This is a genomic window from Streptomyces sp. NPDC102279 (assembly GCF_044766365.1).
In the GTDB taxonomy this organism is placed as follows: domain Bacteria; phylum Actinomycetota; class Actinomycetes; order Streptomycetales; family Streptomycetaceae; genus Streptomyces.
The window spans coordinates 300,836-321,721 of the sequence record NZ_JBIWLU010000012.1; the positions used below are offsets into that span (position 1 = coordinate 300,836).

The following is a 20,886-nucleotide window of genomic DNA, read 5'->3' on the forward strand; positions in this document are numbered from 1 at the left end:
TGGTGTGTTGCGCGCCACATCGGGCTCTGTGACCCGGTGTCGGCTTCGTCTCAGTACTGTCACTTCCCGAGTCGTTCACCCCCTGGCAGGCGTTTAACTCTTGAAGAGCAGCGCGACATGGAGGTACAGGGTGAACGGGCGAATGGTGCTGGAGCGCTTTCCGGCCGGCGGACCGCGCGGATCGTGGCCCGCGGAGGAGTTCGCGCAGGCGCGCCGCAAGGAGGGCCAGACCGTCGAGGTCGTCATGGACCTCACCTCCGACACGTTTCTCGTCGTCGTGGGCGGGAGCGACCTGGGCGAATGAGGCGGAACGACGTGAGTGACGCGAGCGGGGCGGGGAACGCGCGCCGGAGAGGCCGGGACCGTGCCGTTCAGCCGCCCTTGGGGGCGGGCAGCTTCACCGTGAACTGGTCGGCCTGCAGCGCGTACAGCTCCGCGTAGACCCCGCCCGTGGCCAGCAGCTCGTCCGGGGTCCCGGACTCCACGAGCCGGCCCTGGTCCAGGACGTGCACGAGATCGGCATGGCGTACGGACGCCAGCCGGTGAGTGATGAGAACGACCGTCTGTCCCGTCCCCGCCAGGGCCCTGATCTTCTCGAAGACCTCCAGCTCGGCGCGGGCGTCGAGCGCCGCCGTCGGTTCGTCCACGATCAGGATGCGGCCGCGCCGGTACGCGGCCCGGGCGATGCCGAGCCGCTGCCACTGCCCGCCCGACAGCTCGTGCCCGCCGCTGAAGCCGCGGGCCAGCAGGGTGTCCAGGCCGCGGGGCAGGTCCGCGACCACGTCCTCGGCGCCGGCCTCCGCCACCGACGACGCGAGCCGCTCCTCCGTCAGGGGAGCGGACGTACGTCCCACCGCCACGTTGACGCGGGCCGTGAACGGCCACCGCTTGAAGTCCTGCGCCACCATCGCGATACGGCCGGCGAGTTGCCGCCGGTCCGCCGTCGCCGCGTCGACACCGTCCCACAGGATCCGGCCGCCGTCCGGCTTGTAGAGCCCGGCGAGCAGCTTCACCAGGGTCGTCTTCCCCGAGCCGTTCTCCCCGACGAGGGCCACGATCCTGCCGAGCGGCAGACTCAGCGTGACGTCCGCGAGGGCCGGCCGGCTCGACTCGCCGGGATAGCTGAAGGTGACGTTCTCGAAGCGGACCTCGCTCGGATCGTCGGGCAGCGGATCGCCGCCCGTGGGGATGGCACGCTCCGCCGCCTCGACGTACAGCCGGTGCAGATCGCCCACGAACAGGGCCTCCTCGTGCAGGGAGTTGATCTCCAGGACGAGTGTGTCGAGGCTGGCCGAGCCCGTGCGGATCGCGATCACGGCCGTACCGGCGACGGAGAGCGCCATCGCCCCGGCGAGCAGCAGACCGCCGAGCGTGGCGTACGTCCCCACCGTGGCGAGCCCGGTCCAGGCGGCCGCGATCAGCCCCGTGCGGGCGGAGAGCCGGGCGAGCCGCGCCTGTTCGGCCTCCGCCGTCTCCGACATCTCGTGGAAGTGCCGCAGCAGGAACGGCCCGACGTCGTGCACCCGGATCTCCGGAGCCGCCGCGGGCTCCGTCAGCAGGTTGCCGATCAGATGTCCGGCGCGGGCGTGCTGCACCCACGTGTGGAACGACTCGTAGCGGCGGCGGGCGATGGTCAGCGCGCTCCAGGCGCTCGGCAGCGTCATCGTCACGAGAAGCGGCAGCAGGGCGGGGTGCAGCACGGTGAGGACACCGGCCGCCGCGCACAGCGAGATCAGCGCGTTGACCACTCGGGTGGCGACGCTGATCATGCGGCGGGCGGACTGGGCGCCGTACTGCGCGGTGTCCAGCAGTTTGTGGAAGGCGTCGTCCTCGATCGCCGACAGCTCGACCGCCGCCGCCCGCTCCAGGTACAGCTCGGTCGCCACCCGCTCGACCTTCGGCTCCAGGCGGCCGGTGGCGTACGTCGAGGCCGCCCGCAGCAGCGTGCCCACCAGCATCACGGCCGCCATCGTGATCAGCGCCGGGAGTGCTCCCCGCAGCCGGTCGTCGACCGGGCCGCTCGCCATCAGCCGCCCCAGCACGCTGTTGACGGCGAGCAGGCCGACGGCCTGGGTTCCGCCCCGTGCCACCTCGGCCGTCACCACGACCCGGGCCGCGCGCGGATCCGCCGTCCAGGCGAGGCGGAAACTGGACGTGAGCAGCGACGGCAGCCGCGCCACCATCGCGCGGAGGTTCAACTCCAGGAAGGCGTCCGCGTGTTGGGACCAGCCCATGTCGTAGCGGAGCGGTCCGCCGAACAGCAGGCGCTCGGAGTCCGACGACGGAGGTCCCTCGTCACCACGCTTACGTTTGCGCGGTGACCTCTTCCTCCGTGTGCTGCGCTGGGGTGCGGGATTCTCCACGAGTGGCCTCCCCGGGGGCTGCGGGCACGGCCCCTCCGGGCCGGCCCGCACGGACCCTTCCCCGGGAACGCGACGCTCCATCCGCGCGGCCGGTGGCGATCGGCGGCGATGGGCGCACTCCGGGCGCACCCGTGAGGCCGGCGGGCGGTACCCGCGCTCCCCCCGTGCGGAGGGGGACCGTCAGGCGGGCGGCGTGACCGAGCGGCCTTCCGACGCGGCTCAGGCGCTGATCGGACGCGACCAGACGGGTGTCGTCCCCGTCACCCGGCACACGGCGAGATACAGGGGGATCGGCGGTGTGTACGGAAGCGTTCCATCCGGTTTGTGGATGAGCCCGGGAATCTGTGGAGCGTCCGGCACGACGGCCCCCGTGGCGTAGTGGGCGGGCGCGGGCCATTCCAGGGCGACGTCGGAGTCGGAAGGAACGATCCACCACCAGTGCGCCGGGTCCGCGTAGACGCAGCCCACGCGGGGCAGTCGCGGCAGCAGCAGTGGCCCGAGGCGAGCGGGCACCGACACCGCGTCACAGCCCAGCGGCACCGTCATGCCCTCGGGGACGGGGAGACGTCTCGACGGGTCGGGCGCGCGTTGCCCGCGCTTCATCCGGACCAGCGTGTCCAGGCTCATGGCCCGCGCCGCGAGTCCCGCCGTCGACGTACGCCTCACAGACTCCTCCGATCCCGATCCCGATCCCGATCCCGATCCTGGTTCCGGCTGTGGGCGGAGGGGTCCCGGGGAACCCCCACGGTTCCTGTCCTCCAGGACCCCTCCGCCCCCTCCGCTCCGGTCCCCCGACCGTCGTTCGGCGGCTTCTTCGCGCTCCAGCCCAGATCGGCCCGCGGGCGGGTGTCCGCCTCGGGCGGGCCGTCCTCCGGGCGGGCGTGGTCCGCGAACGCGTGGTCCGGTCCTGTGCCGTCCCGCCGCGTGGTGCGGGGCCCGGCCGGCGGTGCTGCCGGTGTGGAGCCGGCCTCGAAAGCGGCTTCGAGCCGGTCCAGGTCGTCCAGGCTGACGTGGTCAGCGGGTTCCGGCACCGCCTCCACATCGCCGTCGGCGATTGAGTGGGCCCGGCCTGCCGAGCGCGCGAGCTCCGCCCACACCAGCAGGCCGGGCCCGGTGTCCTGGGCCCCCCAGGCCCTGGACACTGCCGCGACGAGAAGCAATCCCCTCCCGTGCTCCTCGTCCGGCCGTTCCGGCGAGGGGCGCGGTTCACCCGGCGCACATCCCTCGTCACACACGGCTATGCGCACCAGGTCGTCGGCGTCGTGCAGTTCGCACACGACGCGCTGCCCGGCGGCGTGCACGATCGCGTTGGTGACCAGCTCGGAGACCACGAGGGCCGCCGTGTCGCAGGTGTCCTCGCACACCGACCAGCCGGACAGGCGCGACCGGGTCAAGCGTCTCGCCTGGGCCACGGAGCCGGGGTGTGCGGCCAGCTCGAAGCGGAACCGCCGTTCGGTGGCCGCGCCGGGGCGATGCCCTCGGGCGGCACGGAGACCGAACCGGTCTTCGGCGGTGTCTGTTCCTAACGGCGCGGACGGAATCACGCTTGCCACTATCGCCCCGCCGTGAACACTTGGCAAGTGTCACTCTGAAAAATGCAGAGTGCTGTATGACGCCGTGGAGGCGCGTGGCACACTGCTCGCAACAGCATCCCGAGCGGCGCCAGTTGGGATCGTCGAGGAAGACGAGGAAGAACCCGAACGGCGCCGCCCGGGCTGTCCGGATTCAGTGGAGGTGGACGTGAGCGAACCGCGGTCCGCGCCGACGGTCGGCCAGGTCGTCCTCGGCCGGCGACTGCTGGACCTGCGGGAACGCGCGGGTCTCAAGCGTGAGGAGGCCGCACGCATCCTGCGTGTCGCCCCGGCCACGGTCCGCCGGATGGAGATGGCGGAGGTCTCCCTCAAAATTCCGTACCTCCAACTGCTGCTGAAGTCGTACGGCGTCAGCGACGAGGAGGCGGAGGCCTTCGTCCAACTGGCGGAGGACGCCAACAAACCCGGCTGGTGGCAGCGGTTCCACGACATCCTGCCGGACTGGTTCTCCATGCACGTCAGCCTGGAGGGTGCGGCGGCCCTTCTGCGCTCCTACGAACCCCACTTCGTGCCGGGCCTGATGCAGACCGAGGACTACGCCCGCGGCGTCATGAAGGCGGGTGCCATCGGGCAGACCCGTCCCGAGGACATCGAGCGCCATGTGGCCCTGCGCATGCAGCGCCAGGACCTCCTCACGCGGGAGGACGCGCCCCGGATCTGGGCCGTGATGGACGAGACGGCCCTGCGCCGCGCCATCGGCGGCCCCGAGGTCATGCGCGCGCAGATCGGCAGGCTGCTGGAGGTCACGGAGCTGCCCAACGTGACGTTGCAGGTGATGCCGTTCTCCAACGGCCCGCATCCCGGCACGTACGGGCCGTTCGTGCTGTTCCGGTTCGCCATGCCGGAACTCCCGGACATGGTCTACAGCGAGTACCTGACCGGCGCCGTCTACCTGGACGCGCGTTCCGAGGTGGCGACCCACCTGGAGGTCATGGACCGCATGGCGGCGCAGGCCGCCACGGCACATCGCACGAAGGAGATCCTCCGGGATCTCCGCAAGGAGCTGTGAATGGAACGCATCAAGCCGGAACGCATGCACACGCGGACAGGCCAGTTGCGCATCTACAACGGAATGCCCGCCCGTGAACTGGGCAGCGAGGGCTGGCACAAGCCGTGGAGCGGCGGCAACGGCGGGAACTGCCTGGAGGCGATGAAGCTCGCCGACGGCCGGATCGCCGTGCGCCAGTCGGCGGACCCGGACGGTCCCGCCCTCATCTACACGCCGGGTGAGATGACGGCGTTCATCCAGGGCGCGAAGGCGGGAGAGGCGGACTTCCTCCTCTCCTGAACCACTTGAGTTCCCTTTTCCCCGGACTTCCTTAATGTGATGCCGACATGATCCGTCACCGGGACGCGGGCCCCTGGACAGGCCGCGACGAACGCACCGAGCAGCAGCAGGAGTTGCGCGCCCGCCCCCTGCGTGGGCGCGCTCACCCCGGTGGTAGCGCCCCGCACAGAGCCTCCAGCGCCGCCCCGTACACGTGTTCCGAGGGTGTCGCGTACCCGACCACCAGCCCGTCCGGCGCGGACATCACCGCCTCCGGGTGCCGGAAGACGGCGAGCCCGTCGAGCGCGACTCCCCGCCGGGCCGCCGCCTCCACCGCCCGCCCCTCCGTTCCCGGAGGCAGCCGCAGTACCGCGTGCAGTCCCGCCGCGATCCCCGTGACCTCGACGTGCGGAGCCCGCTCGGCGAGCGCGGTGACGAGCCGGTCGCGTCGCCCCCGGTACCGCTGCCGCATCCGCCGCACATGCCGGTCGTAGGAACCCGAGTCGATGAATTCGGCCAGGGCCAGCTGCTCCAACACGCCCGCCCACGCCTCCCGTTCCCCCTTGACGTCCAGAACGGCGTCCACGTACCGCTCCGGCAGGACCATCCAGCCGAGCCGCAGCGCCGGTGACAGGCTCTTGCTGACCGAGCCGATGTGCACGACCCGCTCCGGGTCCAGTCCCTGCAACGCGCCCACCGGCCGCCGGTCGTAGCGGAACTCCCCGTCGTAGTCGTCCTCCAGGATCACCCCGTCCCGCGCGCGGGCCCAGTCGATCACCGCCGCGCGCCGCTCGGCGTGCAGCGGTCCGCCCGTCGGGAACTGGTGCGCGGGCGTGAGCAGCACGGCTCGCTCCCGCCCCAACGCGCCGACATGGGCGCCGTCCTCGTCCAGCGGCAGCGGCAGGGTCCGCACGGAGGCACCGGCCAGCAGCTCACGGTGGAAGCCGAGCCCGTACGACTCGACGGCCAGCGGGCCCCGCAATACCCGTGGGAAGAGTAGCCGCAGGGCGTGCGCGAACCCCGAGCAGATCACGATCCGTCCGGGCTCCGCGCGCACCCCGCGCGCGCGTGCCAGGTACTCGGCGAGCGCCTCCCGCAGCTCGACGCGTCCGGCCGGATCGCCGGGACCGAAGGCCTCGTTGGGTGCCTGCTGCAGAGCCCGGCGGTAGGACGCCAGCCAGCCGGCACGCGGGAACGACGACGCGTCCGGCGTGCCCTGCCGCAGGTCGTGCCGGGCGCCCCGCGCACGGGACGCCGCCTTCTCCGGTACGGGCGCGGCAGCGTCCCGGCGCCGCCTGCCGGGCGGGGGAGTGACCCCGGCGGCGACCCGGGTGCCCGAGCCCTGCCGGGCGGTCAGCCAGCCCTCGGCGACGAGTTCGGCGTACGCGTCGGCGACCGTGTTGCGCGCGACCCCGAGGTCCGCGGCGAGCGAGCGGTAAGGCGGCAGCCGGGTGTCCGGCGCGAGCCGCCCACTGCGTACGGCCTCGCGCAGCGCACGGGTCAGCGCGGCCCTGCGCCCGCCCGGCCCCGGCAGCTCAAGGTGCAGGTCCGCGCCGATCCGCTCCGCGGAATTGACCCATGAATCCGTCATGGAAATGCACCATACCGCCGGTCTTTCGGCCACGTAGATTCATGGTCATGACGACGAACACGAACACCGCCGCGACGACCGACACGACCACCACGGGGACCACCGGCGCGGCCGGGACCGGGCGGATCGACTTCGCGAAGGCCGCCCCCAAGGTCTTCCGCGCGCTCATCGGCTTCGACGCGGCGGCCCGGGAAGGGCTCGACCCGGCGCTCGTCGAACTGATCCAGATCCGTGCCTCACACCTCAACCACTGCGCCTACTGCCTCCACATGCACACCAACGACGCCCGCAAGGCCGGGGAGAGCGAGGACCGGCTGCACATGGTCGCGGTGTGGCGCGAGGCCCGTCACTTCTTCACGCCGAAGGAGCAGGCCGCGCTCGCCCTGACGGAGGCGGTGACGCGTGTCGCCGACGCGGGCGTGCCCGACGACGTCTACGCCGAGGCCGCCGCCCACTTCGACGACGCCGAACTGGGCCATGTCCTCGCCCTGATCCTCACGATCAACACCTGGAACCGGGTCGCCCTGTCGACGGCCAAGGTGGCCGGAACCGACGAACGCCGCTGAGGCGCGGCGTGGTCGTGGTGACGGCCGTGGCCGTGGAACACGGCCCGGCGTCTGCCCCTCAGGCGGTCATCGGGCGGTCGTACGGGCCGATCGGGGCCGGCAGGCGCAGGCGGTCCGACCCGCTGAGCGCACGGTCCACGGCCGCGGCGACCGCCCTGCCCTCGGCGATCGCCCACACGACGAGCGACTGGCCGCGTGCCGCGTCACCGGCGGCGTACACGCCGGGGACGTTCGTGGCGAAGTCGGGGGCCCGCGCGATCGTGCCGCGCGGCTCAAGTGCCAGGCCCAGCTGGTCGATCAGGCCGTCGTGCCGGTCGGGTCCGGAGAAGCCGAGCGCGAGCAGCACGAGGTCGGCGGGCAGCTTCCGGTCGGAACCGGGGACCGGTCGGCGCCGCGCGTCGACCTCGACGAGGTGCAGCGACCGCACGCGGCCGTGCTCGTCCCCGGTGAAGCGGAGCGTGGACGCGGCGAAGAGCCGCGCGTCCGCGTGCGCGGCGGGCGCCGTCCCCAGCGCGCCGGCCTCCTCGTGCGCGCCGGAGAGCCGGTAGATCTTCGGATACGTCGGCCACGGCTCGACGCCCTCGTCGCGTGCGGCCTCCGGCTGCGCGTAGATGTCGAGCTGCGTGACCGACGCGGCACCCTCGCGCACCGCCGTCCCCAGACAGTCCGCGCCGGTGTCGCCGCCTCCCACGATCACCACGTGCCGGCCCGCCGCCGACAGCGGGGAGACCTCCAGATCCCCCTCGCACACCCGGTCGGCCAGCGGCAGGTACTCCATCGCCTGGTGGATACCGGACAACTCCCGCCCCGGCACGTCCAGATCACGCCAGGCGGTGGCACCCGTCGCGAGAATCACCGCGTCGTAGCGGGACTTGAGATCCCGCGCCCCGAGATCGGTGCCGATGACCGTCGACGTACGGAACTTGGTCCCCTCCGCCCGCATCTGGGCCAGCCTCCGGTTCAGCTGCCGCTTCTCCATCTTGAACGCGGGGATCCCGTACCGCAGCAGGCCGCCGATCCGGTCCGAGCGCTCGTAGACGGCGACGGTGTGTCCGGCCCGCGTCAGCTGCTGCGCCGCGGCGAGACCGGTGGGCCCCGAACCGACGATCGCCACGGTCCGGCCCGAGAGCCGGTCCGGCGGCCGCGGCGGCGTGAGCCCGTCCTCCCAGGCGCGGTCGGCGATGGCGACCTCGACGTTCTTGATGGTCACCGCCGGCTGGTTGATCGCCAGGACACAGCCCGCCTCGCACGGCGCGGGGCACAACCGCCCGGTGAACTCGGGGAAGTTGTTCGTGGCGTGCAGACGGTCGCTCGCCGCCCGCCAGTCGTCACGGGAGACCAGGTCGTTCCACTCGGGGATCAGATTGCCCAGCGGGCACGCGTCGTGGCAGAAGGGGACGCCGCAGTCCATGCACCGGTCGGCCTGCCGGCTGACGATCGGCAGCAGGGCCCCGGGGACGTACACCTCGTTCCAGTCCCGCACACGCTCTTCGACGGGCCGGCGCGGGTACTCCTCGCGCGGTGTCGTCATGAACCCCTTGGGATCGGCCATGGCCGTCTCCCTCACGTACGCGGACCGGTACGGGACCGCACGACCGCGGGGCGTCATCGACCACGGAACCGGGCGGCACTCCTCCGTCCCACGGTACGTCTCCTCCGCACACCTCGCCGCCTCACCCGGGCACGGCGGCGATGGGGACGGCGACGGGCCGGTTCAGGTGAGGGCGAGAGCGTAGGACACCGCCGCGGCTGCCGAGGCGATCGTGCGCACGTGGTTCCACATCGTCCACTCGCGCACATACGTGGGCCACAGCGCTGTCGCCTCGGGCGTCCCGGGGTCCAGCTTCATCAGCGCTTCGTTGCGCGGGACGTTCGCCGCGATCGTCACCCCGAACGAGCCGAACAGGAACAGCGCGCTGCCGAGCAGCAACTCCACCGTCGCCTCGCCGGGCCACACCACGAACGTCACCACGGCGAGCACCGCGCACAGCACCGCCGACCCGACGAACACGAGCATGAACGGCGGCCGCACCGCCGCGACGTTGATCGCTTTCATCGCGGCGACACCCTGCGCCGGGGGCAGCTGGGCGAGTGCCCGCATCACGAACGTGGAGAACCCGCAGAACACCCCCGCTACGAGTCCGCAGCCGAGCACACCCAGCAGCGTCAGCACGAAATACGGTCCGTCGATCATGTCCACTCCCCGTCACCCGTCGATTCCCCGTCACCCGGCACCCGGCACCCGTGCCACCCTCGACACCGCCATGCGCGCGTCGACGCGTGCCGCAGGTCCTGCACGGCCCGCGCTGCCGTCGAGCAGCCGCAGGGACGGCCGAGGTCGAGCCAGTGATCCTGCACAGCGTGAGCCGACACCACAAGTGAAATCCGCCCCGACGACCGCGACCATGGCCGAGTGCCGCGCACCCATGCGCGAGCCTCCAGAACCTCCGCCGCGCGCCCTCGGTGACACCGTTCGAGCCCTTTCCTCCGCCACCCCTCACACCCCCTCGGGCCTCTCGGCGCACCACTCCCGGAGCCGCGCGTCCACCGCGGACGCGATCCGGCGGCGCGCCTGGTACCGCGGCACCCCGTTCATCAACAACTCGTCGTAAGCGGTCTCCGTGTGCCGGACGGACGCCCGGACCGCCGCGGTCACCGCCGCCTCGGACAGCGCACGGCCCGCCGAGCTGCGCCCGACCCGCCCACTGCCGCGCACCGAGGCGTGCGCGGCGATCGCGTACGCCCGGTCGGCGGGACAGCACGGGAACAACCTGCCTATCTCCCGTGCGAACGCGTCGGTGAACCGCACGTCCTCCGCCTCCCGGCGCCGCGCGTCCCGGACCCGGCGACGCCGGCGCGCCTCGGCGTCCGCCAGACACCGCTCCTCGGCCCGGACGAGCGCGGCCTCCTCGACCAGCAGACCCTGCCGTTCGTACCGGCCGCGCCGCCGGCTGAACCGCACCACCACGGCACACAGACCGCTGCCCTCCCGCGATCTGCGGGTCAGCGCCGTGTCGCCCCGCGCCAGGAACACGAGGTGACCGAGATCCGCGCAGTCCAGACAGCGCGGCTCGCCCTCCTCAAGGACCAGCAGGGCGAGCGGGCCCCTCCGGCACTCGTCACAGTGCCGCTTCCCGAGCGGCTGGACGACGAGAAGCGCACCGCTGATCCGGTGCGGGGGAGCGGCGAACCGTGCCATGCGTGATTCCTTCCCCGCACCGTGCCGCCGTCCACGGGGCGGCCCCTGGAAGCTTCTTCCACCCCGCCCTCCCCGGTGGCCGATGCATCATGGGCCTGTGCGACTCGAAGCGATCACCTGGGAACGGCTCGGCGACCTCCTCGCCGACCGGCTGCTCGACCTGAAGCCGGCCGACGGCGGTCCCTGGCCCCGCGTCGCGTTCGACGGAGCCCCGGCCGCCGTCCCCGGCGACCTCGCCCAACGCGTCTCCGAGGCGCTGCGCGTGCGCGGTCGCCCGTCTCTCGTCGTCGGCACGGAGGGCTTCCTGCGGCCCGGCTCGCTCCGGTTCGAGTACGGGCACCAGGACGTCGACGTCTACTACGACGGCTGGTTCGACACCGGCGCCCTGTGGCGCGAGGTCTTCGGCCCCCTCGAAACCGGCGGCGACGGCCGGGTCCTGCCCGACCTCTGGGACCCTGTCACCGACCGCGCGACCCGCAGCGCGTACGTCCAACTCCCGCCCGGTGGAATCCTGTTGCTGCACGGCCCCCTCCTCCTGCGCCACTGGTTCCCGTTCGACCTCGGCGTGCACGTGCTCCTCTCCCCGGGCGCCCTCCGCCGCCGTACCCCCGAGGCGGAACACTGGACCCTGCCCGCCTTCGCCCGGTACGAGGACGACGTGGATCCGGCCGGCACGGCCGACGTCCTCGTGCGTGCCGACGACCCCCGCCACCCGGCGTGGAACGGCTGACCCGAGCACCGCCCCTGCCCGCTCGGCGGAGCCACCGCACCGCACCGATCCCGCGGCTCGCCCACCCGAGGCATACCGACCTCCAGGTGCGTAGCCCCTGAAGCGCGGCGAGAATATAGGGCGCCGGGACTAGCGGTGTGTTCGGCGCCGCGCCGGCCGTCCGGCACCGGGAGGTACTCCATGACCACCGCCGGAGACATCATGCACCGTGGTGCCCAGTGGATCCCCGCTCACGAGACCCTGGACCGCGCCGCCCAGCTCATGCGCGAGCTGAATGTGGGCGCGCTGCCCATCAGCGACGAGAACGACCGCCTCTGCGGCATCCTCACGGACCGCGACATCGTCGTCGGCTGCGTGGCCATGGGCCACGATCCCGCTCGGATCACCGCGGGCGACATGGCCCACGGCACACCTCGCTGGATCGAGTCCGACGCCGACGTCGGTGAAGTGCTCACGGAGATGAAGGGCAATCAGATCCGGCGGCTTCCCGTGATCGAGAACAAGCGGCTCGTGGGCATGATCAGCGAGGCCGACCTCGCCCAGCATCTCAGCGACGAACAGCTGGCCGCCTGGGTGGAGAGCGTCTACGCGAGGAGCATGACGGGCTGAGCCGCTCCTCCCGCACATCCGCCCTCCGCGGCGCGCACTCTCGTCCGGCCGGCCGTGCCGGGCGAGAGGTGTGTCAGAGCCAGCCGTTGCGCCGGAACCCCCGGTAGAGGACGAGACAGGCGACGGATATGACGCCGATGACGATGGGGTAGCCGAACCTCCAGTGCAGCTCGGGCATGTTGTCGAAGTTCATGCCGTACACCCCGCAGACCATCGTCGGCACGGCGATGACCGCAGCCCACGCCGTGATCTTCCGCATGTCCTCGTTCTGCGCGACCGTCACCTGCGCCAGATGCGCCTGCAGGATCGAGTTGAGCAGTTCGTCGAAGGCGGCTATCTGTTCGGTGGCCCGCAGCAGATGGTCCGAGACGTCCCGGAAGTACGCCTGTATCTCCGGGTCGACAACGCGGATCGGCCGGGTCGCCAGCTCCTGGACCGGGCGGGCGAGCGGCACCGCAGCCCGCTTCAGTTCGAGGAGTTCACGCTTGAGCTGGTAGATACGGCCCGCGTCCGCGCGGGCGCCGTCCTCGGCGAACACGTCGGCCTCGACCTGGTCGATGTCCGCCTGGACCGAGTCCGTGACGCTCACGTAGTCGTCGACGACATGGTCCGCGATCGCGTGCAGGACGGCGGCCGGCCCCTTCGACAACTGCGCCGGGTCCGACTCCAGCTCCTCCCGCAGCGGGCCCAGCGAGCCGTGCCGTCCGTGGCGCACGGTGATGACGAAGTCCGGCCCGACGAACACCATGATCTCGCCGGTGTCCACCACCTCACTGGTCGCCGTCAGCTCCGTGTGTTCCACGTAGCAGACGGTCTTGAACACGGCGAACAGCGTGTCGCCGTACCGCTCCAGCTTCGGACGCTGATGGGCCTCCACCACGTCCTCGACGGCCAGCGGGTGCAGGTCGAAGAGCTCGGCGATGCCTGCGAACTCCTGCTCCGTCGGCTCGTGCAGCCCGAGCCAGACGAACCCCTCGTCCTGCTTGCGGATCCGCTCCACGGTGTCGACCAGGTCCCGTCCCTCCGGGACCCGGGTGCCTCCCTGATAGGCCACGCAGTTCACCACCGCGGAGCCCAGCGGCGACCGGGCGTGGTGACTGAGGTCGACACGGGGTCGCCGCCGCGTCAGCCGCGCCACCTTGCGGAGGCCGTCGACGGCACCCAGCGCCGTCACCTTCCGCAAATTCCCTGCCATGGACATGGGATCTCCTCGTGGATCTCCTCGGGCCGCGATCTGCGCCTGGCGAGCCAGTCTGCCAGTCCTGCACCGACACCGGAAAAGCCTGGGGGAATGGAGGATTCCGTTCCGCCGTGCGGGGTGGCCGACCCCTGCGCCCGGCGGGATGGGCGGCCCGACAAGCCGGTCAACTGGGATGATCTCGCCATGACGCGAACCGACGGGTATCTCCTCGACAACCGGCAGGACGAGGCGGGACAGCGCTTCCAGGCCTTCGCCACCCTCTTCGACCCCACGACGTTCCGGCACATGGAACGCTTCGGCATCGGATCCGGCTGGCGCTGCTGGGAGGTCGGGGCGGGCGGCACGTCCGTGGTGTCCTGGCTCGCCAAGAAGGTCGGCCCCACCGGCAAGGTCGTCGCGACCGACATCGACACCTCGTGGGCGGCCTCGGCGGCCCGCCCCCCGGTTCAGGTCCGTGTGCACGACGTAGGCACCGAGGAGCCGCCCGGCGAGGGTTTCGACCTCGTGCACGCCCGGCTCGTCCTGGTCCATGTGCCGGACCGGGAGCGGGCGTTGCGGTCGATGATCAAGGCTCTGCGGCCGGGTGGCCGGCTCCTGGTCGAGGACGCCGACCCGGCACTCCAGCCCCTCCTCTGTCCCGACGAGTGCGGCCCCGAGCAGCAGCTCGCGAACCGGCTGCGCCAGGGCTTCCGCAAGCTGCTCTCCGACCGCGGAGCCGACCTCGCCTACGGCCGCAAGCTCCCGCGCCTGCTCCGTGAGGCGGGGCTGCGCGGCGTGGAGGCCGACGCGTACTTCCCCGTCACCTCTCCCGCCTGCACCGTCCTGGAAGCGGCGACGGTCCGTCAGATCCGCGACCAGCTCGTCACGGCGGGCCTCGCGACCCAGGAGGAGATCGACCAGCACCTGGCGAACGTCGCCGCCGGCTCCATGGACCTGGCGACGGCACCGATGATCTCGGCCTGGGGGCGCAAGAGCTGAACGGCCGACGGCGCCGGGCAGCCACAGCCGTGCTGATCCGTCCCGGCGGGGAGGCGATGGGTGGGGCCGTGTCGCCGCCCGACGCGCCGGCCGCCCGCCGTCAACAGTCCGCCGGTGGCCTCCCTCCGACCCGCTCCACCGCCTTCGCTCCCGCCGCGCACCCCGCGACCGCGGCGACCTCCGGCGCGGTTCCCATGAGCAGCGCGGCGAGGAACGCGCCGGTGAAGGCGTCACCTGCGCCCGTCGTGTCCCGGGGCGTCGCCGACCGGGCCGGTACGTGGGCCCGGACGGTCCCGGACCGGGCCACCAGGGCGCCCGCACCGCCCTGCTTGACGACGACCAGAGGGAACTGACGGCTCAACTTCGCCGCCGCGTCCGCCGGATCGGGCAGCCCCGTCAGCAGACAGGCCTCGTCCCGGCTGGGCAGCAGCACATCCACCCCCGCGGACAGTTCCAGGAAGCGGTCCACACCCAACGCGGTCAGGAAACCGGCCGACGCGGGGTCGACGCTCACCGGCACGCCACTCGCGCGAGCCGACTCCAGCACCACCGCAACCAGCGCCCTGCACGGTTCGGAGAAGAACAGATACCCCGACAGGTGCAGCCGCCGGACCCCGTCGAGCAGTCCCGGCGACCAGTCCTCCGGCGCGAGCCTCAGCGACGCCCCGCTGTCCGTGAGGAACGTACGCTCCGCCGACGCCCCGGAGTCCACCAGACAGATGACCGTCCCGGTCGGCACCTCCGGATCGGTGACCAGGAACGGCCGCACGCCGCTCGCCAGCAGTTCACGCTCGTGCCACTCCGCCGCGTCGGCACCGACCCGGCCGAGCAGCCGTACGTCGGCACAGCCCTCGAACGCGGCCCAGCACGCGACGTTGGCGCCCGCGCCGCCCGGCACGGTGCGGATGGCGGCGGCCGTGTCCGTGCCGGACGCGAGCGGTCCCCGATGCCGCGCTACGACATCCGTGACCACGTCCCCGACGACGAGCAGGGCGCCGCGAGCGGGACGCGAACCCTCGCCGGGGTCCGCGTTCTCCACGCCGGCCGGAGCGCGTTCCGGGGCGTCCCGGCCCGCTCCGTTCACGCGCTCGCCCAGGCCGCCGCGATCCGTCCCGCGAGGCGAACGTTGCCCCGTACCGCCGCCAGATTGGCGCTGAGCGAAGCGCCGTCGGTGTGCCGGACCAGATAGCCGAGGAGGAACGGCGTCACCGCCTGCCCACTGATCCCCTCCGCCTCGCACGCCTGCAACGCGTCGGCGAGCACGCGCGCGTGCAGGGACGGATCGAGCTGCTCCTCCCGTGGAACGGGGTTCGCCACGATCAGCGACGACTCGGGGGAGTCCAACGCGTCCTGGGCGCGCATCACCTCGGCCACCTGCTCGGGGGACTCCAGCGTCCACTCGACGGGGTGCCCGGAGTCGGACAGGTAGAAGCCGGGGAAGCGGTCCGTGCCGTACCCGGCCACCGCCACTCCCAGCGTCTCCAGCCGTTGCAGCGTCGCCGGCACGTCCAGGATCGACTTGACGCCCGCGCACACCACCGTGATCCGGGTGCGCGCCAGCAGCCCCAGATCGGCGGACTCGTCCTGGGTCACCGTCCATTCACGGTGCACGCCGCCGAGCCCTCCCGTCGCGAACACCCGTACCCCGGCGCGCGCCGCGAGCAGGGCCGTCGCGGACACCGTCGTCGCCCCGCTCGCCCCCGAGGCCACCGCGAGCGGCAGGTCACGGTGGCCCAGCTTGCGGATGCCGTCCTCGTTCGCGACCCGCTCCACCTGCTCCTTGTCCAGGCCGACGTGAGGCCGGCCGTCGAGCACGGCGATCGTCGCGGGTACGGCGCCCTCCTCGCGGACGACCTCCTCCAGTTCGAGGGCGACCTGCAGATTGCGCGGACGGGGGAGCCCGTGCGCGATGATCGTCGACTCCAGGGCCACCACCGGCCGGCGCGCGTCGAGCGCCTCCCGTACCTCTTCGGACACCACGATCACGCGTCTGTCTCCTGTCGGTCGAGGTTCCCCGTCCCTGGATCTCTGGCGGGCCACGCGTCCTCCCAAACCACCAGGACCCGCGGCCTACGACACCCGGGGGCGCCGAAAGCGGGTAGTACTGGCACCGCCGACGGGAGCAGGGCACGGGGAAGGGGTGCTCCCGCGGGTGGGAGCACCCCTTCCCCCTGACGAGGTCAGACGGGCCGTACGCCCGCAAGTGCCCCATGGGGATCGATGACGTACTTGCGACTGGCGCCCTGGTCGAACTCGGCGTAGCCGCGCGGTGCGTCGTCCAGGCTGATCACGGTCGCGTTGACCGCCTTGGCGATGTGCACGCGCTCGTGCAGGATCGCCTTCATCAACCCCCGGTGGTACCGCATCACCGGGCACTGACCCGTGGTGAACCGGTGGCTCTTGGCCCAGCCCAGGCCGAGGCGCACCTTCAGCGTCCCGGTCCGCGCGTCCTGGTCGATCCCTCCCGGGTCGTCCGTCACATAGAGGCCCGGAATGCCCAGGGCCCCGCCCGCGCGCGTGACACCCATCAGCGAGTTGAGGACGGTCGCGGGCGCCTCCTCGGCGTCCCTGCCGTGACCTCGGGCCTCGAAGCCCACCGCGTCGACCGCCGCGTCGACCTCGGGTTCACCCAGGATCTGTGCGATCTGGTCCTCCACGCCGCCCTGCGAGACGTCGACCGTCTCGCAGCCGAAGCTCCGCGCCTGGGCGAGGCGTTCGGCGTTGAGGTCCCCGACGATGACGACCGCGGCGCCCAGCAGCTGCGCCGACGCCGCCGCGGCCAGTCCCACCGGACCCGCGCCGGCGACGTACACCGTCGAGCCCACTCCGGCGCCCGCGGTGACCGCACCGTGGAATCCGGTCGGGAAGATGTCCGACAGCATCGTCAGGTCCAGGAGCTTCTCGCGCGCCTGGTCGCGATCGGGGAACTTCAGCAGGTTGAAGTCCGCGTACGGGATCATGGCGTACTCGGCCTGGCCGCCGACCCAGCCGCCCATGTCGACATAGCCATAGGCCGCCCCCGGCCGCGCCGGGTTGACGTTCAGACAGATGCCGGTGTTGCGCTCCTTGCAGTTGCGACATCGCCCGCAGGCGATGTTGAACGGCACCGAGACGATGTCCCCGACCTCGATGAACTCGACGTCCGGGCCGCGTTCCACTACCTCTCCGGTGATCTCGTGTCCGAGGACCAGCCCTTCCGGCGCGGTCGTGCGGCCCCGCACCATGTGCTGGTCACTGCCGCAGATGTTGCTGGCGAGCACCTTGAGAACGACTCCATGCCGGCACATGCGGCCGACGTTGTCGGCAGCCACCCCCGGCCCGTCCTGCAGTTCAAGCGTCGGATGGTCGATGGTCCTGACCTCGACCGCACCCGGCTTGAGATACGCGACTGCCCTGTTTCCGCTTCCGCTCATGCCTGTTCGCCGTCCCTTCGGCTCCGTGACGTCGGACGCCAGCGGCTGTGCGCAGGGCGGAGTCTGCTACCGGCCGGGCCTCCCGGCCACCCTCCGCGTCGGGACTTTCTCGAACGGCGGCGCGACCATCCCCGCGAGGAGGGAGACCCTCTTCCTCCCGGCGGGGAGACCCGCCTCTCTCCGGCGGCCGGGTGTGCCCTTAGGGTGTGCGCTCATGACCACGAACTCCCAGGCCACCCCGTCCTTCGCCGTACACATTCCCGACGCCGAACTCGAGATCGAGCCGCTGGACCCGGCCCAGATCGTCTCCGGCGACCCCGCCGTGACGGGCAAGGTGCTGTGGGAGTCCGCCGACGGCAAGCAGCTGCGCGGCATCTGGCAGATCACGCCCGGAGTGGTGACCGACACCGAGGCCAACGAGCTCTTCGTCGTCGTCAGCGGGCGCGCCACCATCGAGGTCGAGGGCGGTGACGTCATCGAGGTGGGACCCGGCGACGCGGCCGTCCTGCGCGAGGGCGACCGCACGACGTGGACCGTCCACGAGACGCTCCGCAAGGCGTACCACATCAGCCTCTGAGGACCGCTGGACCGGGAGTGGCGGGCCCGCTCGCGGGGGTGGGACCGCGGGTGCGGCACATGCCCTCGCGCCCGCTGCGGTGACGGTGACCTCAGAACAGCGGCTCGGGCAGGACGCCTTCCAGCGCCAGCAGCTTCCGCTTGGTCTCCAGGCCGCCCCCGAACCCGCCGATCCCGCCGTCGCGCTCGACGACCCGGTGACAGGGCACCACGACCGGCAGCGGATTCGAGCCCATCGCCACCCCGACGGCCTGCGCCGCGCCCGGCTGGCCGACCCGGCCGGCCAGGTCGCCGTAGCCCACGACGGAGCCGAACGGAACACCCGAGTTCAGCTCACGCAGCACCTGGCGGTTGAACCCGGAGATCAGCGACCAGTCGAGCGGCAGGTCGAAGTCGCGGCGTGCTCCCGCGAAGTACGCCCCGACCTGGCGTATCGCCTCGGTGAGCAGCGGGGAGTCCGGTGCCTCGACGGGCGTGCTGCCCAGACGGGACGCGAGCCGGTCGAGCGCCTTGTCACGCACCGCGTCCGAGGCGTGGAAGACGACGTTCACCAGGCCGTCGCGGGTCGCCGCGAGGAGCAGCGGACCGATGTCCGTGCCGACGACCGCCCACACGACCTGCTGCCCGTCGGGCCCATGGCTGTTCATGCGCTCCACGGTACGGCCCGCCACTGACAACGCCCGTGGCGTGGCCGGAGGCACCGGTCCACGCCACGGGCGTTGTGCCTTGACGTCCGTCGTCCGGATCAGCCCTGACCGCGCGTCCGGCGCGGTACGTCCAGGGTCCTGCTGACCACGTCGGGCACGTTCGTGATGACGCCGTCCACTCCGAAGCCCGCCACGCGGCGTGCGGCGGCCGGGTCGTCCACGGTCCAGGCGAACACCTTCATCCGCCCGTGCGGCCCGTGCAGCGCGTGGACCGCGGACACGTAGTCGGCCGAGATGGAGGTGTGATCCGGGTTGATCTGGTCGGCGAACCGGGCGTACCGGGGCAGTTGCGCGACGGCCGGCGTGCCCAGGAGCGCCGTCGTGATGCCCGGCCGCAGGTCGTGCACGATGCGTACGCTGTCGGCGCTGAAGCTCTGCACGATCAGCCGGTCCCTCAGATGGACCGGGTCGAGCCAGCCCTCGTTGCTCAGGAGTTTGAGGGTCTGCCGCTCGATGCCCGGATACAGCTCGGGGTTCTTGATCTCCAGCACGAGCTTCTGGTGGTTGTGCCCGACACGCTCCATGTACTCCTTCAGCGTCGGCACCCGCACGCCCGCGTACCGGGCGCCGAACCAGCTACCGGCGTCCAGGCGGGCGATCTCCTCCGCGGTGAAGTCCCTGACCTTCCAGGGGCCGCGGTCGGGGTAGACCTCCTCCACATCGGTCGTGCGTGCCAGCGAGTCGTCGTGCAGGACGACCAGTTGCCCGTCCTTCGTGCGCTGGACGTCGTTCTCGACCCAGCCGAATCCCAGCTCGGCCGCGTGGTCGATGGCGGCCAGGGTGTTCTCGGGCGCGTAGGCGGAGGCACCGCGGTGGGCGACGACCAGCGGGGCCGTGGTCCGGTCGCCGGCCTTGGCGTGCGGGCTGGGCAGTATCAAAACGGCTCCCCCAAGAAGCGCGGCGGTCGTGGCGGCGGCAACGCGCGCAAGCATGCGTACTCCTTGTGTCGAGAGATAACGGACAGCAACAGAGTGACAGCAGAGAGTCAATGAATGCGGTTAGCGAGATGGCCGTGAATTGAATGGAGTTGCCCAAGTCCGCTCACTTGCGCCGCACAGGTGGGGGGAGGTCGTGTTTCTTTGCCGGAAAATCGTTCGACCATTCCGGTGGGGGTCATACTCTCTGCCTCAGCCCGGTCCGCTCCCGCGGTCCCGAGGATGGGGCATTTCGGAGCGTTCACGGAGCGACAGCGGAAGGGCAGCCGCGCATGCAGGGCACGGTCGACGGCTTCAGTTACGGACTCGTCACACCGCTGGTGGCGTACTTCATGGCCTGTTTGGGCGGGGCGCTGGGGCTCCGCTGCACCACGCGGTCGATACTCGTCGCCGGTCCGTGGCGGGCCGGCTGGCTCGCGCTCGGCTCGGTCGCGATCGCATCGGGCATATGGACGATGCACTTCATCGCGATGATGGGGTTCACGGTCGACGAGACCCCCGTCCACTACGACCGGCCGACGACGTTCGCGAGCCTGGGCGTCGCGATCGTGATGGTCGGCATCGGGATCTTCATCGTCGGCCACCAGGGCGCCACCGGGACGGCCCTCTTCACCGGAGGGACCATCACCGGTCTCGGCGTCGCCTCCATGCACTACCTGGGCATGGCCGGGATGCGGCTCAACGGGAACCTCGAATACAACACCCTCACCGTGTCCGCCTCGGTCGTCATCGCCGTGGTGGCCGCCACCGCGGCTCTCTGGGCGGCCGGGCAGGTGAGGGGATTCCTCTGGAGCGTGGGGGCGAGTCTCGTCATGGGGCTCGCCGTCAGCGGGATGCACTACATGGGAATGGCCGCCCTCAGCGTCCATCTGCACGGCTCGGCCGGCGCCAGCCCGGCCGGGGACTCGGCGGCCTCCCTGCTCGCGCCCATGATGATCGGCCCCCTGGCCTTCCTCTGCCTGGCCGGCGTCGTCGTCCTGTTCGACCCGCTCATGGTCATGGGCAGGGCCGATTGGAGTCCCGCGGAGAGCCGACGGCCCGGCATCCCGGCCCATCCGGTCACCGCGCGCCCCGCCCGCCGTACCGCCGTCCGCTCCGGACCGGACCGCGGACGCCGCTCCGGAGCACCGCAGAGCCGCTGATCAGGCCCGGTTGTCAG

At 71.9% G+C, this 20,886-nt stretch carries 22 protein-coding genes; 9 read left to right on the top strand and 13 right to left on the bottom strand.

Annotation, left to right across the window (positions count from 1 at the left end):
• Nucleotides 1–130: 130 nt before the first annotated feature.
• Nucleotides 131–304 carry a hypothetical protein gene (locus tag ACIRQH_RS30280; protein WP_203661877.1) on the top strand — a complete coding sequence of 58 codons (174 nt, stop codon included), beginning with the start codon at nucleotides 131–133 and terminating at the stop codon, nucleotides 302–304.
• A gap of 67 nt (nucleotides 305–371) precedes the next feature.
• On the opposite strand, the gene ACIRQH_RS30285 is transcribed toward ACIRQH_RS30280, so the two are convergent.
• The 3 genes from ACIRQH_RS30285 to ACIRQH_RS30295 all read right to left on the bottom strand — a co-directional run bounded on the left by ACIRQH_RS30285 (nucleotide 372) and on the right by ACIRQH_RS30295 (nucleotide 3,757).
• Nucleotides 372–2,234 (bottom strand): ABC transporter ATP-binding protein, encoded by a 1,863-nt coding sequence (locus tag ACIRQH_RS30285; RefSeq protein WP_358817105.1) that lies wholly within the window; start codon nucleotides 2,232–2,234, stop codon nucleotides 372–374.
• Between the two features lie 348 nt (nucleotides 2,235–2,582).
• Nucleotides 2,583–2,990, bottom strand: coding sequence for a hypothetical protein (locus ACIRQH_RS30290; RefSeq protein WP_358817106.1), 408 nt, complete (start codon nucleotides 2,988–2,990; stop codon nucleotides 2,583–2,585).
• 35 nt (nucleotides 2,991–3,025) lie between these two features.
• Entirely contained in the window at nucleotides 3,026–3,757 is a 732-nt protein-coding gene (locus ACIRQH_RS30295) for an ATP-binding protein (protein WP_404227850.1), read from the bottom strand.
• 346 nt (nucleotides 3,758–4,103) lie between these two features.
• Between ACIRQH_RS30295 and ACIRQH_RS30300 the strand changes: the two genes are divergently transcribed.
• Nucleotides 4,104–4,964: a helix-turn-helix transcriptional regulator gene (locus ACIRQH_RS30300; RefSeq protein ID WP_388877451.1), complete on the top strand. Its 861-nt coding sequence runs from the start codon at nucleotides 4,104–4,106 to the stop codon at nucleotides 4,962–4,964.
• Nucleotides 4,965–5,243, top strand: coding sequence for a DUF397 domain-containing protein (locus ACIRQH_RS30305; protein ID WP_355869807.1), 279 nt, complete (start codon nucleotides 4,965–4,967; stop codon nucleotides 5,241–5,243).
• Between the two features lie 142 nt (nucleotides 5,244–5,385).
• On the opposite strand, the gene ACIRQH_RS30310 is transcribed toward ACIRQH_RS30305, so the two are convergent.
• Entirely contained in the window at nucleotides 5,386–6,813 is a 1,428-nt protein-coding gene (locus ACIRQH_RS30310; RefSeq protein WP_404227853.1) for a PLP-dependent aminotransferase family protein, read from the bottom strand.
• A gap of 47 nt (nucleotides 6,814–6,860) precedes the next feature.
• Between ACIRQH_RS30310 and ACIRQH_RS30315 the strand changes: the two genes are divergently transcribed.
• The gene (locus ACIRQH_RS30315; protein WP_388877457.1) at nucleotides 6,861–7,379 is read left to right on the top strand and encodes a carboxymuconolactone decarboxylase family protein; all 519 of its coding nucleotides are present in this window, start codon (nucleotides 6,861–6,863) and stop codon (nucleotides 7,377–7,379) included.
• A 58-nt stretch (nucleotides 7,380–7,437) separates the two neighbouring features.
• Here ACIRQH_RS30315 and ACIRQH_RS30320 read toward each other — a convergent pair whose 3' ends face one another.
• From ACIRQH_RS30320 to ACIRQH_RS30330, 3 genes are all read right to left on the bottom strand, one after another.
• On the bottom strand, nucleotides 7,438–8,931 hold the full coding sequence (locus tag ACIRQH_RS30320) for a glutamate synthase subunit beta (protein ID WP_358817064.1): 1,494 nt from the start codon (nucleotides 8,929–8,931) through the stop codon (nucleotides 7,438–7,440).
• Nucleotides 8,932–9,093: 162 nt separating this feature from the next.
• Nucleotides 9,094–9,573, bottom strand: a complete 480-nt coding sequence (locus ACIRQH_RS30325; protein WP_358817065.1) for an anthrone oxygenase family protein — start codon at nucleotides 9,571–9,573, stop codon at nucleotides 9,094–9,096.
• Between the two features lie 303 nt (nucleotides 9,574–9,876).
• Nucleotides 9,877–10,578 (bottom strand): DUF2293 domain-containing protein, encoded by a 702-nt coding sequence (locus ACIRQH_RS30330; RefSeq protein WP_404227857.1) that lies wholly within the window; start codon nucleotides 10,576–10,578, stop codon nucleotides 9,877–9,879.
• Between the two features lie 82 nt (nucleotides 10,579–10,660).
• Here ACIRQH_RS30330 and ACIRQH_RS30335 point away from each other — a divergent pair, with 82 nt between their 5' ends.
• A complete protein-coding gene (locus ACIRQH_RS30335) occupies nucleotides 10,661–11,308 on the top strand; it encodes a uridine kinase (RefSeq protein ID WP_404227860.1) in 648 nt (215 codons plus the stop codon).
• 180 nt (nucleotides 11,309–11,488) lie between these two features.
• Complete coding sequence (locus tag ACIRQH_RS30340) at nucleotides 11,489–11,917, top strand: CBS domain-containing protein (protein ID WP_404227863.1); 429 nt, start codon at nucleotides 11,489–11,491, stop codon at nucleotides 11,915–11,917.
• Nucleotides 11,918–11,990: 73 nt separating this feature from the next.
• Here ACIRQH_RS30340 and ACIRQH_RS30345 read toward each other — a convergent pair whose 3' ends face one another.
• Nucleotides 11,991–13,118: a magnesium and cobalt transport protein CorA gene (locus ACIRQH_RS30345; protein WP_358817068.1), complete on the bottom strand. Its 1,128-nt coding sequence runs from the start codon at nucleotides 13,116–13,118 to the stop codon at nucleotides 11,991–11,993.
• A 183-nt stretch (nucleotides 13,119–13,301) separates the two neighbouring features.
• Between ACIRQH_RS30345 and ACIRQH_RS30350 the strand changes: the two genes are divergently transcribed.
• Nucleotides 13,302–14,096, top strand: a complete 795-nt coding sequence (locus ACIRQH_RS30350; RefSeq protein WP_358817069.1) for a methyltransferase domain-containing protein — start codon at nucleotides 13,302–13,304, stop codon at nucleotides 14,094–14,096.
• Between the two features lie 100 nt (nucleotides 14,097–14,196).
• Here the strand turns inward: ACIRQH_RS30350 and ACIRQH_RS30355 are convergent, their stop codons facing one another.
• The 3 genes from ACIRQH_RS30355 to fdhA form a co-directional block, all read right to left on the bottom strand.
• Nucleotides 14,197–15,135, bottom strand: a complete 939-nt coding sequence (locus ACIRQH_RS30355) for a carbohydrate kinase family protein (RefSeq protein WP_404227910.1) — start codon at nucleotides 15,133–15,135, stop codon at nucleotides 14,197–14,199.
• Nucleotides 15,136–15,176: 41 nt separating this feature from the next.
• Nucleotides 15,177–16,082, bottom strand: coding sequence for a pseudouridine-5'-phosphate glycosidase (locus tag ACIRQH_RS30360; RefSeq protein ID WP_404227867.1), 906 nt, complete (start codon nucleotides 16,080–16,082; stop codon nucleotides 15,177–15,179).
• Between the two features lie 194 nt (nucleotides 16,083–16,276).
• Nucleotides 16,277–17,509: a formaldehyde dehydrogenase, glutathione-independent gene (gene fdhA / locus ACIRQH_RS30365; protein ID WP_358817071.1), complete on the bottom strand. Its 1,233-nt coding sequence runs from the start codon at nucleotides 17,507–17,509 to the stop codon at nucleotides 16,277–16,279.
• Between the two features lie 214 nt (nucleotides 17,510–17,723).
• Between fdhA and ACIRQH_RS30370 the strand changes: the two genes are divergently transcribed.
• Nucleotides 17,724–18,086: a cupin domain-containing protein gene (locus ACIRQH_RS30370; RefSeq protein WP_388877480.1), complete on the top strand. Its 363-nt coding sequence runs from the start codon at nucleotides 17,724–17,726 to the stop codon at nucleotides 18,084–18,086.
• 91 nt (nucleotides 18,087–18,177) lie between these two features.
• On the opposite strand, the gene ACIRQH_RS30375 is transcribed toward ACIRQH_RS30370, so the two are convergent.
• Both ACIRQH_RS30375 and ACIRQH_RS30380 read right to left on the bottom strand, forming a co-directional pair.
• On the bottom strand, nucleotides 18,178–18,732 hold the full coding sequence (locus ACIRQH_RS30375) for a methylated-DNA--[protein]-cysteine S-methyltransferase (protein ID WP_388934868.1): 555 nt from the start codon (nucleotides 18,730–18,732) through the stop codon (nucleotides 18,178–18,180).
• Nucleotides 18,733–18,830: 98 nt separating this feature from the next.
• Nucleotides 18,831–19,724 (bottom strand): glycerophosphodiester phosphodiesterase family protein, encoded by an 894-nt coding sequence (locus tag ACIRQH_RS30380; RefSeq protein WP_358817074.1) that lies wholly within the window; start codon nucleotides 19,722–19,724, stop codon nucleotides 18,831–18,833.
• 275 nt (nucleotides 19,725–19,999) lie between these two features.
• Between ACIRQH_RS30380 and ACIRQH_RS30385 the strand changes: the two genes are divergently transcribed.
• Entirely contained in the window at nucleotides 20,000–20,869 is an 870-nt protein-coding gene (locus ACIRQH_RS30385) for an MHYT domain-containing protein (RefSeq protein ID WP_358817075.1), read from the top strand.
• The last annotated feature ends 17 nt before the right edge of the window (nucleotides 20,870–20,886 follow it).